16 protein-coding genes are annotated in these 14,569 nt (G+C 69.1%); 7 read left to right on the forward strand and 9 right to left on the reverse strand.

Annotation, left to right across the window (positions count from 1 at the left end):
- Window positions 1–4: 4 nt before the first annotated feature.
- The 7 genes from LPC04_RS21225 to LPC04_RS21255 form a co-directional block, all read right to left on the reverse strand.
- Window positions 5–805, reverse strand: coding sequence for an SGNH/GDSL hydrolase family protein (locus LPC04_RS21225; RefSeq protein ID WP_275684280.1), 801 nt, complete (start codon window positions 803–805; stop codon window positions 5–7).
- A 13-nt stretch (window positions 806–818) separates the two neighbouring features.
- Window positions 819–1,580 (reverse strand): enoyl-CoA hydratase, encoded by a 762-nt coding sequence (locus LPC04_RS21230; protein WP_275684281.1) that lies wholly within the window; start codon window positions 1,578–1,580, stop codon window positions 819–821.
- A gap of 128 nt (window positions 1,581–1,708) precedes the next feature.
- Window positions 1,709–2,908: an acetyl-CoA C-acyltransferase gene (locus LPC04_RS21235; RefSeq protein WP_275684282.1), complete on the reverse strand. Its 1,200-nt coding sequence runs from the start codon at window positions 2,906–2,908 to the stop codon at window positions 1,709–1,711.
- A 137-nt stretch (window positions 2,909–3,045) separates the two neighbouring features.
- Window positions 3,046–5,427 (reverse strand): 3-hydroxyacyl-CoA dehydrogenase/enoyl-CoA hydratase family protein, encoded by a 2,382-nt coding sequence (locus LPC04_RS21240; RefSeq protein WP_275684283.1) that lies wholly within the window; start codon window positions 5,425–5,427, stop codon window positions 3,046–3,048.
- A 72-nt stretch (window positions 5,428–5,499) separates the two neighbouring features.
- The gene (locus tag LPC04_RS21245; protein WP_275684284.1) at window positions 5,500–5,940 is read right to left on the reverse strand and encodes a DUF2147 domain-containing protein; all 441 of its coding nucleotides are present in this window, start codon (window positions 5,938–5,940) and stop codon (window positions 5,500–5,502) included.
- Between the two features lie 123 nt (window positions 5,941–6,063).
- Window positions 6,064–7,854, reverse strand: coding sequence for an acyl-CoA dehydrogenase C-terminal domain-containing protein (locus LPC04_RS21250; RefSeq protein ID WP_275684285.1), 1,791 nt, complete (start codon window positions 7,852–7,854; stop codon window positions 6,064–6,066).
- A gap of 47 nt (window positions 7,855–7,901) precedes the next feature.
- Window positions 7,902–8,552 carry a TetR/AcrR family transcriptional regulator gene (locus LPC04_RS21255; RefSeq protein WP_420854750.1) on the reverse strand — a complete coding sequence of 217 codons (651 nt, stop codon included), beginning with the start codon at window positions 8,550–8,552 and terminating at the stop codon, window positions 7,902–7,904.
- A gap of 394 nt (window positions 8,553–8,946) precedes the next feature.
- Between LPC04_RS21255 and LPC04_RS21260 the strand changes: the two genes are divergently transcribed.
- The 5 genes from LPC04_RS21260 to LPC04_RS21280 all read left to right on the forward strand — a co-directional run bounded on the left by LPC04_RS21260 (window position 8,947) and on the right by LPC04_RS21280 (window position 12,066).
- Complete coding sequence (locus tag LPC04_RS21260) at window positions 8,947–9,504, forward strand: HNH endonuclease (protein WP_275684302.1); 558 nt, start codon at window positions 8,947–8,949, stop codon at window positions 9,502–9,504.
- A 147-nt stretch (window positions 9,505–9,651) separates the two neighbouring features.
- Window positions 9,652–10,179: an outer membrane lipoprotein gene (locus tag LPC04_RS21265; RefSeq protein ID WP_275684287.1), complete on the forward strand. Its 528-nt coding sequence runs from the start codon at window positions 9,652–9,654 to the stop codon at window positions 10,177–10,179.
- A gap of 129 nt (window positions 10,180–10,308) precedes the next feature.
- A complete protein-coding gene (locus LPC04_RS21270) occupies window positions 10,309–11,463 on the forward strand; it encodes an esterase/lipase family protein (protein WP_275684288.1) in 1,155 nt (384 codons plus the stop codon).
- Complete coding sequence (locus tag LPC04_RS21275) at window positions 11,453–11,641, forward strand: hypothetical protein (protein WP_275684289.1); 189 nt, start codon at window positions 11,453–11,455, stop codon at window positions 11,639–11,641. The genes LPC04_RS21270 and LPC04_RS21275 overlap by 11 nt, the downstream gene beginning before the upstream one ends.
- Before the next feature lie 26 nt (window positions 11,642–11,667).
- Entirely contained in the window at window positions 11,668–12,066 is a 399-nt protein-coding gene (locus LPC04_RS21280) for a cytidine deaminase (protein WP_275684303.1), read from the forward strand.
- Between the two features lie 222 nt (window positions 12,067–12,288).
- Here the strand turns inward: LPC04_RS21280 and LPC04_RS21285 are convergent, their stop codons facing one another.
- Window positions 12,289–13,353: an NAD(P)H-dependent flavin oxidoreductase gene (locus LPC04_RS21285; RefSeq protein ID WP_275684304.1), complete on the reverse strand. Its 1,065-nt coding sequence runs from the start codon at window positions 13,351–13,353 to the stop codon at window positions 12,289–12,291.
- Between the two features lie 126 nt (window positions 13,354–13,479).
- Here LPC04_RS21285 and LPC04_RS21290 point away from each other — a divergent pair, with 126 nt between their 5' ends.
- Window positions 13,480–14,019, forward strand: a complete 540-nt coding sequence (locus LPC04_RS21290; protein WP_275684290.1) for a DUF4142 domain-containing protein — start codon at window positions 13,480–13,482, stop codon at window positions 14,017–14,019.
- A gap of 75 nt (window positions 14,020–14,094) precedes the next feature.
- Window positions 14,095–14,457, forward strand: coding sequence for a hypothetical protein (locus tag LPC04_RS21295; RefSeq protein WP_275684291.1), 363 nt, complete (start codon window positions 14,095–14,097; stop codon window positions 14,455–14,457).
- Here the strand turns inward: LPC04_RS21295 and LPC04_RS21300 are convergent.
- Window positions 14,454–14,569, reverse strand: a 116-nt coding sequence (locus LPC04_RS21300; protein WP_275684305.1) for an integrase core domain-containing protein, incomplete at its 5' end; no start/stop codon positions are given. The two genes, LPC04_RS21295 and LPC04_RS21300, sit on opposite strands and share 4 nt — an antisense overlap.

The raw sequence follows: 14,569 nt of genomic DNA on the forward strand, positions 1-14,569 counted from the left end.
CCCTTCAACCAATGGCCTCGGCCACCTGCCGGCCCCACTGCCGGTAGCCCAGCAGGCCCGGATGGAAGCCGTCGCGCGCCATCCAGCCTTCGGCCGTCAGGTCGTCCTTGCCAGTGGTGCGCGGCGCTTCGGGCAGCGGCAGGTGCAGGCGGGCCGCCTGGCCCTCGAGATGGCGCACCAGCGCCTGGTCGAGGTGCGCGGCGTCGCGACCCAGCACCCAGCGCAGCGGCTGCGGCAACAGCGGGAAGCGGCCCATCGGCGGCAGGCCGCAGTGCCAGGTGTGCGTGACCTGCGCCCGCGTGGCGGCGAGCGCGTGGATCTCGTCGAGCGCCGCCAGGAACCGCACCGGCCGCGTCTGGCCGACGACGTCGTTGACGCCGAGCGCCGTGACCAGCAGGTCGGCCCGCGCGAGCGTCGCGCCCGCGAGCGCGCGCGCCGCGTCGCCCGCCGTGTGGCCGCTCGTGGCCACCAGTTGCCAGCCGACCGCCGCGCCGGTGCGCTCGGCCAGCGCCTGCGCCAGCTGGCCGGCGAAAGCCTCGTCCTGCGTGCCGACGCCCACGCCGGCGGCCGACGAGTCGCCGACGATCAGCACGCGCAACGCGACCTGCCCGGCGCCCGCCACGCCATGCCGTTCGCCGGCGGCCTCGGGCAACTTGAGCGCGGAGGCGCGCACGCTCCGGCCTTGCGCGATCAGCAGCGGCAGCAGCGCGAGCTTGGCCGCGAGCGTCGCGGGCCGGAACGGCACGGCCAGCGGCGCGGCGATGACCTCGTCGTCCTCGGGCTCGAGCGTCAGTTCCGAGGTCATCGCACCGCAGCGGTCAGAACTTGGAGAAGTCCGGCTTGCGCTTCTGGAAGAAGGCCTGGAACGCCTCCATCGCCTCGGGGCTGCGCAGCCGCTTGCCGAAGATCTCGCCCTCGACTTCGATCGTCTCCTTGACCAGCGCCCGCTGTCCGCGGCGCATCAGCGCCTTGCTCTCGCGCACCGCGCCGGGCGGCAGCGCGTTGAAGCGCTCGGCCATGCGGCGCGCGTGGTTGACGACCTCGGCGGCCGGCAGCACCGCGTTGGCGATGCCCAGTTCCACCGCGGTCTCGCCGTTGAAGGGCTCGCCCAGCAGCAGCAGTTCGGTGGCCTTCGCGTGGCCCACGCGTTGCGGGATCAGCAGGCTGGACGCGTACTCCGGCACCAGGCCCAGCGTGACGAACGGCATCGCGAGACGCGCCTCGTCGCTGACGTAGACGAGGTCGCAGTGCAGCAGCATCGTCGTGCCGATGCCGATCGCCCCGCCGGTGACGGCCGCGACCACCGGCTTGCCGCATTCGGACAGCGTCTTCATGAACTGGAACACCGGCGAGTCCTCGCCCGCGGGCGGACGCTGCATGAAGTCCTCGAGGTCGTTGCCCGAGGTGAAGATGCCCGGCTGGCCGGTGATCAGGATCGCGCGGATGGAGGCGTCGGCCTCGGCCGCGACGATGGCCTCGGACATCGCCGTGTACATCGCCTGCGTCAGCGCGTTCTTCTTCTCGGGGCGCGCGATCTCGATCACGGCGACGCCGTTCGTGTTGACGGTGCGGATGGTCATGACTGAACCTCTTTCGATCTGGTCTGGATTGTCCGCCAATGCAGGGCGCGGACGTGAAAACGGCGGCAGGGCCGACGAACCGCGGGGTGCGATCCGGTGACTTCCTGCCGCCGTCGGTGAGCCGTCGATCAGACGCGCTCGAAAATTCCGGCTGCGCCCTGGCCGGTGCCGACGCACATGGTGACCATGCCGTACTTCAGGTTGTTGCGGCGCAGGGCATGGACGACGGTGGCCGAGCGGATGGCGCCGGTCGCGCCCAGCGGGTGGCCGAGGGCGATCGCGCCGCCCATCGGGTTCACCTTGGTGGCGTCGAGGCCGACGGTGTTGATCACGGCCAGCGCCTGCGCGGCGAAGGCCTCGTTCAGCTCGATCCAGTCCAGCTGCGAGATGTTCAGCCCGGCGGACTTGAGCGCGGCCGGGATCGCCTCGATCGGGCCGATGCCCATGATCTCGGGCGGCACGCCCTTGGACGCGAAGCTCACGAAGCGCGCCAGCGGCGTCAGGCCGAACTGCTTGAGCGCCTTCTCGCTGCACAGGATCAGGCAGCCGGCGCCGTCGCTGGTCTGCGAGCTGTTGCCGGCGGTGACGCTGCCCTTGTTCGCGAACACGGGCTTGAGCTTGGCCAGGCCTTCGATCGACGTGTCGGGGCGCGGCCCCTCGTCGGTATCGACCATGCGGCTGGTGACCGCGATCTCGCCCGTGGCCAGGTCCGGCGTGCGGGTGAAGACCTCGACCGGCGTGATCTCGTCCTTGAACTGGCCGTCGGCGATCGCCTTGATCGCCTTCTGGTGCGAGGCCAGCGCGAACGCGTCCTGGTCCTCGCGCGACACCTTCCACTGGTTGGCGACCTTCTCCGCTGTCAGGCCCATGCCGTAGGCGATGCCGATGTTCTCGTCCTTGTCGAACACGTGCGGGTTGAACGAGGGCTTGTTGCCGCTCATCGGCACCATGCTCATGCTCTCGGCGCCGGCGGCGATCATCACGTCGGCCTCGCCGACGCGGATGCGGTCGGCCGCCATCTGCACCGCCGACAGGCCGGACGCGCAGAAGCGGTTGACGGTGATACCGCCGACCGTATTGGGCAGGCCGGCCAGCAGCACGCTGGTGCGCGCGAAGTTCAGGCCTTGCTCGCCCTCGGGCATCGCGCAGCCGACGATCGCGTCCTCGATCGCCTTCGGGTCGAGCGTCGGCACCTGGGCCAGCGCGGCCTGGATGACGGCGACCAGCAGGTCGTCGGGACGCGTGTTGCGGAACATCCCGCGGCCGGACTTGCCGATCGGCGCGCGGGTGGCGGCGACGATGTAGGCGTCGGAGATTTGCTTGCTCATGTTGGTCTTTCCTGAATTCGGTGGCTGAAGCGCCGGCGGTTACGGGCGCAATCCAAGCGGCCGCCGCGGAACCGGCTTTGCCGGGCCGCTGGGGGCGACCCCCGGGGGGAGGCGCCGCAGGCGCTTCGGGGGGAGCATTAGTTCCGAACCGGCTTGCCGGTCTGGAGCATGCCCATGATTCGCTCCTGGGTCTTCGGGTTCTCGAGCAGGCCGCAGAAGTGCTTGCGCTCGAGCGCCATCAGGTATTCCTCGGTCACCAGCGTGCCGGCGTCGACTTCGCCGCCGCAGCAGACGTCGGCGATCAGGCTGCCGATGTAGAAGTCGTGCTGGCTGATGAAGCCGCCGTCGCGCATCGCGACCAGCGAGGCCTTGATCGTGGCGATTCCCGAACGGCCGGCCACCGGGATCAGGCGCTTGACCGGCGGGCGATACCCCGTCTCGTACATCGCCTTGGCCTGCGCCGAGGCCACGTACAGCAGTTCGTCCTTGTGCGGGACGACGATGTCGGAGTCCAGCAGGTAGCCGATCTTGCGCGACTCGAGCGCGCTGGTGCCCACCGTGGCCGAGGCCGCGGCGACGACGCCGTCCTTCAGGAAGGCCAGCAGGTCGGTGCCCGGCGCCTTCGCGGCGGCTTCGGCCGCGCGACGCGCGACGTAGGTCAGGCCGCCTCCGCCCGGGATCAGGCCGACGCCGACTTCGACGAGGCCCATGTAGCTTTCCATCGCGGCGACGCGCGCCGACGAATACACGGCCAGCTCGCAGCCGCCGCCGAGCGCGATGCCGCGGATCGCCGAGACGACCGGCACGGTCGAATAGCGCAGGCGCAGCATCATGTCCTGCAGCTTCTTCTCTTCCGGCGCGATGCCCTTGGCGCCCATCTTCATGAACACGGGCATCAGCGCCTCGAGGTTGGCGCCGGCGGAGAACATCTCGTCCGGCGACCATATCACCAGGCCCTTGTACTTCTGCTCGGCGATCTCGACGGCCTTCAGCAGGCCCTCGGTGACCGTCGGCGAGATCAGGTGCAGCTTGGCAGTGATGCTGGCGATCAGCACGTCGCCGTCCAGCGTCCAGACGCGGACTTCGTCGTTCTTGAATTCCTCGGTGCCCGACTTCAGCGCGCTCGCGCCGCCGGCGCCCAGCACGGTTTCGGGGAAGGGCTGGCGCTTGTAGACGTCCAGCGTCGACACCGGCAGGTACTTGGCTTGCGCGGCGCTCCACGAGCCTTCCGGCGTGTGCACGCCTTCGCGGCCGTCGAACACCCAGTCGGGCAGCGCCACCGGCGAGAGCGTCTTGCCCGCGGCGATGTCTTCCTTGATCCACTCGGCGACCTGCTTCCAGCCGGCGTCCTGCCACAGCTCGAACGGGCCCTGCTTGGAACCGAAGCCCCAGCGCATCGCGAAGTCGATCTCGCGCGCGGAGTCGGCGATGTCCTTCAGGTGCACGGCGGCGTAGTGGAACGAGTCGCGCAGGATCGCCCACAGGAACTGCGCCTGCGGATTGGTCGATTCGCGCAGCAGCTTCAGGCGCTCGGCCGCGGGCTTCTTCAGGATGCGGTCGACGATGGAGTCGGCCTTGGCGCCGCCGGCGACGTAGGTGCCGCTCGCGGGATCGAGGCGCTGGATCTCCTTGCCGACCTTCTTGTAGAAACCGGCGCCGGTCTTCTGGCCCAGCGCGCCCTGCTCGATCAGGCGGCCGACGACGGCCGGCGTCGCGTAGCTCGAATAGAACGGATCGTCCTTGAGGTTGTCCTGCAGCGTCTTGATGACATGGGCCATCGTGTCGAGGCCGACGACGTCCGCGGTGCGGAAGGTGCCCGAGCTCGCGCGGCCCAGCTTCTTGCCGGTCAGGTCGTCGACGAGGTCGTACGACAGGCCGAACTTCTCGGCCTCGATGATCGTGGCCAGCATGCCGGCGATGCCGACGCGGTTGGCGACGAAGTTGGGCGTGTCCTTCGCGCGCACGATGCCCTTGCCGAGCGCCGTGGTGACGAAGCTTTCCAGCTGGTCGAGGATCTGCGGCTGCGTCGTCGGCGTGGGGATCAGCTCCACCAGGCTCATGTAGCGCGGCGGGTTGAAGAAGTGGATGCCGCAGAAGCGCGGCTTGATCTCCTCGGGCAGCACTTCGGACAGCTTGGTGATCGACAGGCCGGACGTGTTGGACGCGACGATCGCGTGCGGCGCGATGAACGGCGCGACCTTGGTGTAGAGGTCCAGCTTCCAGTCCATGCGCTCGGCGATGGCCTCGATGATCAGGTCGCAGTCGCGCAGCAGCTCGAGGTTGTCCTCGTAATTGGCCTGCTGGATCAGCGCGGCGTCGTCAGCCACGCCCAGCGGCGCGGGCTTCAACTTCTTGAGGCCGTCGACGGCCTTCGTGACGATCCCGTTCTTGGGGCCGGACTTGGCGGGCAGGTCGAACAGCACGACCGGCACCTTGACGTTGACCAGATGGGCGGCGATCTGCGCGCCCATCACGCCGGCGCCGAGCACGGCCACCTTGCGAACTTGGAATCGACTCACTTTGTTTCTCTCCAGGGGTGAACGGGGCGACCGGCAGCGCACCCGCTGCCCGGCCCCGGTTGCTGCTTGCGCTTATTCGGCGCGGATCCAGGTCTGCGTGCGACCGAACATCGGCGAGCCGATGTAGCCGCGCACGTCCAACTTCTTGCCGCCGTCGGTGGGCTTGAGGATCAGCTTGTAGCTGCTGCCCTTGGCCGGATCGAGGATCATGCCGCCGGTCCACTTCTCGGGCTCTTCCGCGTCCTGCTTCGCGCCGCTGATGATGACCATGCCGACGATCGGCTTGTCCTTGCGGTCGTCGTCGCACTTCGAGCAGACCTCGTTGGCCTTGGCGGGATCGGTGATGTGCTCGACCTTGCCGGTCAGCACGCCGCCGACGCTGGTGATGCGGACCGTCGACTTCTCGGTCTTGCCGTCGTCGTCGATCGTCCGCCACAGGCCCACCGGCGTGTTCTGCGCCATCGCGAGGACGCTGGCGGTGGCGAGAACGAATGCAACTGCTGCTTTTTTCAAGGGGGTCTCCTAGGTTTGTTGAAACGGCCGGGGCCGTGGACCAATGATCGCTCTGAACGTGGCGATTTCGTGTCCGACAGGCGACGGAGCCGCCTGCGGGATGTACCTAGTCCTGGGACGCGATCAGAACAGCGCCTCGTCCATCTCCATCAGCGGCTTCAGGCCGGCGCGGCAGGTGCGGATCAGGCCGGCCGTCTCGGGCAGCAGCTTGGCGAAGTAGAAGCGCGCGGTCGTCAGCTTGGCCTTGTAGAAGGCGTCGCCGGTGTTCTGCTTCTCGAGCGCGACCTTGGCCATGCGCGCGAAGAAGTAGGCGAACACGAGGTGGCCGCAGACACGCAGGTAGTCCACCGCGGCGGCGCCGACTTCGTCCGGGTTCTGGAAGGCCTTCATGCCGATCTCGGTCGTCAGCTTCGTGACCTTGTCGCCGAGCTCCGCCAGCGGGTTCACGAATTCCTGCATCGCCTCGCTGATGCCCTCTTCCTCGACGAACTCGGCGATCTTCTTGCCGAAGCGCTTGAGCTTGGCGCCGTTGTCGCCCAGCACCTTGCGGCCCAGCAGGTCCAGCGACTGGATCGTGTTGGTGCCTTCGTAGATCATGTTGATGCGCGCGTCGCGCACGTACTGCTCCATGCCCCACTCATGGATGAAGCCGTGGCCGCCGTAGACCTGCATGCAGTGCGACGTCGCGATCCAGCCGTTGTCGGTCATGAAGGCCTTGACGATGGGCGTGAGCAGCGCGACTTCGTCGGCGCATTCCTTGCGGACGTCGGCGTCGGGGTGGTGCAGTTCCTTGTCGATCAGCAGCGCCGTGTGGATGGCCAGCGCGCGGCCGCCTTCGGCGTAGGCGCGAGCGGTCATCAGCATCTTGCGGACGTCGGGGTGCACGATGATCGGGTCGGCCGGCTTGTCCGGCGCCTTCGGGCCCGACAGCGCGCGCATCTGCAGGCGATCCTTGGCGTAGGCAACGGCGTTCTGGTACGCGACCTCGGTCAGGCCCAGCGACTGCATGCCCACGCCCAGGCGCGCCGCGTTCATCATCACGAACATCGCGTTGAGGCCCTTGTTGGGCTCGCCCACCATCGTGCCGACGGCGCCCTCGAGCACCATCTGGCAGGTCGAGTTGGCGTGGATGCCCATCTTGTGCTCGAGGCCGGCGCAGAAGATCGGGTTGCGCTCGGCGAGCGAGCCGTCGGCGTTGACCTTGTACTTCGGCACGACGAACAGCGAGATGCCCTTGGAGCCTGCGGGCGCATCCGGCAGGCGCGCGAGCACCAGGTGCAGGATGTTGGAGACCATGTCGTGCTCGCCGGCCGAGATGAAGATCTTGGCGCCGGTGATCCTGTAGGTGCCGTCGGCCTGCGGCTCGGCCTTGGTGCGCAGCAGGCCGAGGTCCGTGCCGCAGTGCGGCTCGGTCAGGCACATCGTGCCCGTCCACTCGCCCGACGTCAGCTTGGGCAGGAACATCTTCTTCTGCTCGGGCGTGCCGTGCGCGTGCAGCGCCTCGTACGCGCCGTGCGACAGGCCGGGATACATCGTCCACGCCTGGTTGCCGCTGTTGAGCATCTCGTAGAAGCACTGGTTCAGCGAGATCGGCAGGCCCTGGCCGCCGTATTCCGGATCGGCCGACAGCGAGGGCCAGCCGCCTTCGACGTAGGTCTTGTACGCCTCCTTGAAGCCCTTGGGCGGCGTCACCTCGTGCGTCGTCTTGTCCAGCGTGCAGCCCTCGGCGTCGCCGCTCAGGTTGATCGGGAAGATCACTTCCGACGCGAACTTCCCGCCTTCCTCCAGCACCGCGTTGAAGGTGTCGACGTCGATGTCCGCGTGCTGCGGCATGACCTTCAGCTCGTCGACGACGTTCAGCACTTCATGCAACACGAATTGCATGTCGCGAAGCGGCGGGTTGTATTGAGGCATGTCGGAGCTCCTGGAACGGGTCGGAATGGAAAGCGAAAGGGGAACGATCAGCGGCGCGGCGGGCGCGCTTCCTTCGATCGGGACGGGCCGGCGTCCGACGCGGGGTCGGGCGCGGAAAGCGAATGGGCGAGCAGGCGCTCGAAGCCGAGGCGCGCGCGCTCGACGCTGCCGGGGTTTCGCAGGAAGCGCGCGTCGTGGTGCAGTGCGAGGATCAGCCCGTGGATCTCGAACATCAGCTGCTCGGGCGAGGTGCCGTCGGTGAGGTGGCCCTCGTCGATGGCCAGCTGGATCGAGCGCGTGAGCGCGTCCTGCCAAGTCTGCACCATGGTGGCCAGCGCGTCGCGCACCGGGCCGGGCCTGTCGTCGAACTCGACGGCGCCGCTGATGTAGATGCAGCCCGAGTCGATCTCGAACGAGACGCGGCGCACCCAGCGCTCGAACATCGCGCGCAGGCGCGGCAGGCCGCGCGGCTCGCGGATGGCGGGAAGAAAGACCTCTTCCTCGAACTTGACGTGATAGTCTCGAATGACCGAGATCTGCAGTTCCTCGCGCGAGCCGAAGTGGGCGAAGACGCCCGACTTGCTCATGCCCGTCACCTCGGCCAGCAGGCCGATGGACAGGCCCTCGAGCCCCTTATTGGCGGCCAGGCCCAGCGCCGCCTCGATGATCGTGGCGCGCGTCTGCAGGCCCTTTTGCAAGGGGCGAGGCGGGCGGCGAAGAGCGGTAGCGTCGTTCACGGGGATCTGCCGGGTCGAACCGGAGTGCGTTGAGTGCCTGCCGAACTCTTCGACATCCGGGGTCGCCGGCTGAACGAAGAAATCGAACGGTCGTGCTATTTTGCATAGGACCGGCCCCCGCGCCAATGCCGTCACACACTTTTTTTAGTGTCCGAATCCTAGAAAGACCGGGCGCCGGTCACGAAATGGACACCGATTAGCACGATCGTTCGATTTCCATAGTGGTTAACGCTGAAGCGATGACATCCGCGTGACGCGAACGGCGCCGGATGGCGCCTCCGCAACGCTGTGGCTCCGCCCAGGTTGAGGTTTCATCCAGTAGTTGTATGCTCCGGGTTGAAGGAGCGCCGTGGAAATGGATGTTCTGCAGCTGGACGTGTCGGGAAGGCCGCAAGCCTGGATGACGGTCAAGGAGGCCGCGATCCTCTATGCCTGCGACGCCGTCGCCTGGACGCTGGGCGATCCCTTCCACACGATGCGCGGCGGCGTGCAGCGCTCCACCGGCCGGCAGTCGCGCATCGAGGTGCATTCCATCATCGCCGTGCGGGGCTCGATCCCGTCGCGCGCCTGGCGCCAGACGCCCGCGCTCACCAACGGCAAGCTGTTCGCGCGCGACCGCCATGTCTGCGCGTACTGCGGCGGCTGCTTCGCCGGCGACGAGCTCACGCGCGAGCACATCATCCCGGTGTCGCGGCGCGGCCTCGACACCTGGATGAACTGCATCACCGCCTGCCGCTCGTGCAACGGCCGCAAGGGCAACCGCATGCCCGAGGAGGCGCACATGACCCTGATGTACCTGCCCTACGTGCCCAGCCTGCACGAGGACATGATCCTGCGCGGGCGCCGCATCCTGGCCGACCAGATGGAGTTCCTGCTGGCCAGCGTGCCCCGCAGCAGCCGGCTGCACGCGTGAGGGTCTGAACGCGCCCTGTCGGGCTCACATTTCTTTACTCATTGTCGCCACCTCGGGCAATTGGATTGCTGCAGAGTGGAGGCACATGACGAGTGTCAACGGCCGGCGATTGGCCGGCGTTGGTCCGACGTCTCCTGGAGAAAGATCATGTTCAAGCAATTCGCCCTCGTTGCGACCGTCGCCGGCGCTGTGTCGCTCACCGGTTGCGCGGTGGCTCCGGCCAACTCTGTCAGCGCCTATGACGCGCAGCGCATGTCGACCGTCGTCGACGCCACGGTGCTGTCGGTGACCCCTGTGACGATCCAGGGGCGCGACACCGGCGTGGGCACCGTCAGCGGCGCGGTCATCGGCGGGATTGCCGGCTCCAATGTCGGCGGCCCGCGCACGGGCGGCATCGTCGGCATCGCCGGCGCGGTCGTCGGCGGACTGGTCGGCAACGCCGTCGAGCGCGACGCCTCGCAACGCCAGGGCGTCCAGATCCTCGTCCAGCTGAAGAACGGCGACCGCCGCTCCGTGGTGCAGGCGGCCGGCCCCGAGGTCTTCGCCGCGGGCGAGCCCGTGATCATGGTGACGACGGGCGGGCGCACGCGCGTGATGCCGGCTCCGCCGGTCACCACCGGCAGCACCGCGCCGACGGCGTACCCGACGGCGTATCCGGTGCCTGCGCAGCAGTAAGCGCCGGCGTGCGCGAGGCGTCTTCGACGGCGCCTCACGCCATGAGCCACTGACTCTCCAAGATGCGGGCACCGGCTCGCATTTTCTTTTGGCAGTCCCGAAAGACGCGAGGCCCGCGGGAGATGAAAAGTGCCTCACAAGATCGTCGTGACGCTGCACGGGATCCGCACGCGCGGACAGTGGCAGAAGCAGATCACGCCCTACCTCGCCCGCCACGGGCTCATTCCGTACCACCTCGACTACGGCTTCTTCGGCGTGCTGTCGTTCATGCTGCCGTGGACGCGCGCGAACCGCGTGCAGTGGCTGCGCGGCGAGCTGCGCGACCTGATGGACCGCACCGGGGCCCGGCGCGTCAGCCTGATCGCCCACAGCTTCGGCACCTGGCTCGCGCTGGAGGTGCTCGAGGCCGAGAACGGCAACATCCGCTTCGACCGCGTCGTGCTGACCGGCAGCATCGTGCGGCGCGATTTCCCGTGGGGTTCGACGCTCCTGCGCAAGCGCTGGATCCAGGCGCTGCGCAACGAGCGCGCCACCGGCGACTGGGTGGTGCGCGCCGCGGAGCTGTTCTCGCGCCTGGCCGGCCAGGTCGCGCCGCGCGCGGGCGCGAGCGGCGCCCTCGGCTTCAACACCGCGTGCCCCGGCGTGCACGACCGCCACATCGCCGGCGGCCACAGCGAGGTGCTCAACATCGCCAACTACGACAAATGGGCGCGCTTCATCGCCTACCCGCGCCTGCCCGACGACCACCTGCGCCGCGTGCGCATGCTGGTGCAGCAGATCCGCGCGCTGGCGGCGTCGCGGCTCGGCGTCGACGTCGACCTGGTGCGCGCGAACATCTTCGTGCCCAACGCCAGCGCGCTGCGCATGATCCCGGGCGCGTGGGACAACATGACGTGGGCGCCCGAGCACGACATCGAGCTCGAGCTCGATCACGGGAGCACCGGGCGCGCGTTCACCGACGGCACGCCGTTCTCGATCCGCCGCCTCGGCGCGAGCTGGACGGCCGGCGTGCTGCCCGGCGCGGAGCAGGCCAAGCTCAACCCGCGGCTGCAGTGGGTGCTGTCGCTGCCGATCGGCCGGCTCGTCACGCGCAAGGACCTCACGGTGGCGCAGGACGTCATCGGCGTGCTCAACCTCGACGGCCTCGACAGCGTCCCGCCCTTGCTGCAGACTCCGGGCGATCCGACGCTGAAGACCCTCGTCTTCACGCTGTGGGCCTCGACGGAGAAAATCCGCGAATCGCTGGCCCTGGCCAACACCGGAGAACCGCTGCATGACGATTGAGCGCCACGCGACCCTTCCCGCCACCACCGAGCGGCACGACGAGATCGTGCAGTTCGTGTTCCGCTCGGCCGTGCAGACCGGCCTGCTGCAGCGCGCCCGCGCGATGCTGGACGCGGCGCCCAAGGAGCTTGCCGAGTCCTTCGAGCAGGCGGTGCGCGCGGCGGGGCTCGCATCCTGAGCGCCGCGCCCGTCACCGCGGCCGACCTGGCCGATCTCGTGGAACGCGCCCGCGCGGTGCTGCCCAACGCGCACGCGCCCTACTCCGACTTCCGCGTCGCCGCGGCCGTGCTCGACGACGAGGGCCGCGTGCACCTGGGCGTCAACGTCGAGAACGCGTCGTACGGGCTGACCAATTGCGCCGAGCGCGTCGCGATCGGCGTCGCGATCGCGGCCGGCGCGAAACGCATCCGCGCCGTCGCCGTCACGGCCGCGAAGCTGCATCCGATCGCACCGTGCGGCGCCTGCCGCCAGGTGATCCGCGAGTTCGCCGACGCCGACGCGCCCGTGGCCAGCGACGCGCTCGATGGCAGCCTGGTCGTCACGACCGCCGGCGAACTGCTGCCCGGCGCGTTCCTGAGCCTCGTGCAGGGCGAGCAGCGATAGCTAGGGCCTGTTCACACTAATAACGTGCCCGCGCCGGTGTCCTGCGAGGCGCCAGGCTAGGCGGAGGCGACGCGGCGGGCTGGGCGCCCGCAAGGAGATCCATCAGAAAGCCCGCCTTCGGCGTTGCGAACGCTTGGAGTGGGCCCACCACGCCTGCGCGTTCGCGCCTTGAAGGCGGGCTTTCTGATGGTCACGCGGGCACGTTATTAGTGTGAACAGGCCCTAGAGCTTTTCCGCGAGTTGCCTGACCAGCCGGGCGGCCGGGATCGCGCGGCAGCCGCTCACGTCCTGGCCTGCCCACATCGACGAGAAGTCGCCGCGACCGGCCTGCTCGGCGGCCGCGCGCAGCGGGGCGAGTGCGTTGACGGCGGTCGGGAACGCCGGCGCCAGCGCGCTGATCGGGCCGAGCTCGCGCATCAGCCGGTTGACGATGCCGCGCGCCGGGCGGCCGGTGAACAGGTTGGTCAGCGCGGTGTCGCGCGCCGCATCGCTCTGCAACGCGGCGCGGTGCACGGCGCTGGTCGTGGCCTCGTCGCACAGCAGGAAGGCCGTGCCGACCTGTGCCGCGCTCGCGCCCATGCGCAGCGCCATGGCGACGCCGTCGGCGTCGACGATGCCGCCGGCGGCGATCACCGGCACGCGCACCGCCTCCAGGATGCCCGTCAGCAGCGGCAGCATCCGCAGTTGCCCGCTCAGGTCGACGGGCTGGCCTTCCGGCAGGAACACGCCGCGATGGCCGCCGGCCTCGACGCCCTGCGCGATGATCGCGTCGACCCCGTGCGCCGCCAGCCAGCGCGCCTCGGCCACCGTCGTCGCCGACGACCACACCTGCGCGCCCGCGCGCCGCACGCGCTCGAGCAGCGGCGCGGGCGGCAGGCCGAAGTGGAAGCTGACGACGGCGGGCCGCAGCTCCTCGACGACCGCGGCGGCCGCATCGTCGAACGGCAGCCGGCCCGGGCCGTTCTGGATCGCCGAGGGCGAGACGCCCAGCTCGTCGAAGTACGGCCGCAGCGCCTCGCGCCACGCGGCCTCGCGCGCGGGGTCGGGCTTCGGCACCGCGTGGCAGAAGAAGTTGAGGTTGACCGGCATCCCGCCGAGCTTGCGCATCTCGCCGACGGCGTCGCGCAGCGCCTGGGGCGTCATGGCCGCGCCCGGCAGCGACCCCAGGGCGCCCGCGCCGGAGACGGCCGCGGCCATCGCGCCGCCCTGCACGCCGGCCATCGGCGCCTGGATGAGTGGCAGCTCGAGGCCCAGGCGAGCGGTGAACGAACGGGCGGCGTCGGTCATGGTCATGGGCGCATGTTGTCACTCATCGACTGTCCCGTTCTGCTGTCGGGGCATGGTCGTTGCCGTGCAAGACCCACCTCGCCGCTGCAAGACGGCGGATATCGATCAACAACTTTCGGAGTCCCCATGAAATCCAGATCGCTGACCCTGCTCTCCACCGCCACGCTCGCGCTCGCCATGTCCCTCGGGGCGCACGCCGCCGACGCCGGCAAGCTGTCCGGCCAAGACAAGTCCTTCCTGAAGGACGCCGCCGAGGGCGGCAACGCCGAGGTCGAGGGCAGCAAGGTCGCGCTCGACAAGTCGGGCAGTGCCGACGTCAAGACCTTCGCGCAGATGATGGTGGACGACCACGGCAAGGCCGGCACCGAGCTCAAGGGCCTGGCCGACCAGAAGGGCGTGAAGGTGTCCGACACGCCGTCGATGACCAAGAAGACCGAGATCAAGCTGCTGTCCGAGCGCAAGGGCTCGAGCTTCGACCAGCACTACGCCGACTCGATCGGCGTCAAGGCGCACCAGGACACGATCAAGCTGTTCCAGAAGGAAGTCGACAAGGGCAGCGACGCCGACGTCAAGGCCTGGGCCTCGAAGACGCTGCCGACGCTGCAGCACCACCTCGAAGCCGCGCAGGCGCTGAAGGCCAAGACGGACGCCGAGCCGAAGTCCTGATCCCCAGGCCGGGCCCGCTCGCGGGCTCGGCGCTTGCTGGTTCGAATCAACGCTTCAGACCCTCGGGACACGACCATGAGACAGATCGTCGTCGGCACCTTCGACCAGCAGGACTCCGCACGCGCCGCCATCGCCGCGCTCGCCAACGATCGCTTCGATCCGCGGCGCGTGCATGCCATCGAGACGCGCACGCCCGCGCTCGACGACGAACCCGAGCCGCCGCCGCCCATCGTCGACGACAGCGTCGTCGACCACCTGCGCAACTTCTTCGCCGGCCTGTTCGGGGTCGGCCACGACGTGACGGCCTACGCCGCGGCGATGCGCCGCGGAGGCGCCGTGGTGCGCGTCGACGTCGACGACCAGCCGCAGGCCGTGCGCGCGGAGCTGGCGTTCGTCAAGGCAGGCGCCATCGACATCACGCGGCGCACCAGCCACTAGGTGTGAACCGTCAACAGGTGGTCCCTCAAAGTGCTGAGCCTGGAGATGGGCGGCACGCCGCCGATGCCGCTATGAGGACGATGGCAGTTGTAGTGGTGCTGCCAGCTGGCGA

Origin of the sequence: Scleromatobacter humisilvae (genome assembly GCF_023231945.1) — a bacterium.
Taxonomy (GTDB): Bacteria; Pseudomonadota; Gammaproteobacteria; order Burkholderiales; family Burkholderiaceae_C; genus Scleromatobacter; species Scleromatobacter humisilvae.

Excerpts from the sequence above, each read along its gene's own strand:
- LPC04_RS21230 (WP_275684281.1), bottom strand. The coding sequence starts at position 1,580 with ATGACCATCCGCACCGTCAACACGAACGGCGTCGCCGTGATCGAGATC.
- LPC04_RS21260 (WP_275684302.1), top strand. The coding sequence starts at position 8,947 with ATGGATGTTCTGCAGCTGGACGTGTCGGGAAGGCCGCAAGCCTGGATG.
- LPC04_RS21295 (WP_275684291.1), top strand. The coding sequence starts at position 14,095 with ATGAGACAGATCGTCGTCGGCACCTTCGACCAGCAGGACTCCGCACGC.
- LPC04_RS21285 (WP_275684304.1), bottom strand. The coding sequence starts at position 13,353 with ATGACCGACGCCGCCCGTTCGTTCACCGCTCGCCTGGGCCTCGAGCTG.
- LPC04_RS21225 (WP_275684280.1), bottom strand. The coding sequence starts at position 805 with ATGACCTCGGAACTGACGCTCGAGCCCGAGGACGACGAGGTCATCGCC.
- LPC04_RS21290 (WP_275684290.1), top strand. The coding sequence starts at position 13,480 with ATGAAATCCAGATCGCTGACCCTGCTCTCCACCGCCACGCTCGCGCTC.
- LPC04_RS21265 (WP_275684287.1), top strand. The coding sequence starts at position 9,652 with ATGTTCAAGCAATTCGCCCTCGTTGCGACCGTCGCCGGCGCTGTGTCG.
- LPC04_RS21250 (WP_275684285.1), bottom strand. The coding sequence starts at position 7,854 with ATGCCTCAATACAACCCGCCGCTTCGCGACATGCAATTCGTGTTGCAT.
- LPC04_RS21235 (WP_275684282.1), bottom strand. The coding sequence starts at position 2,908 with ATGAGCAAGCAAATCTCCGACGCCTACATCGTCGCCGCCACCCGCGCG.
- LPC04_RS21275 (WP_275684289.1), top strand. The coding sequence starts at position 11,453 with ATGACGATTGAGCGCCACGCGACCCTTCCCGCCACCACCGAGCGGCAC.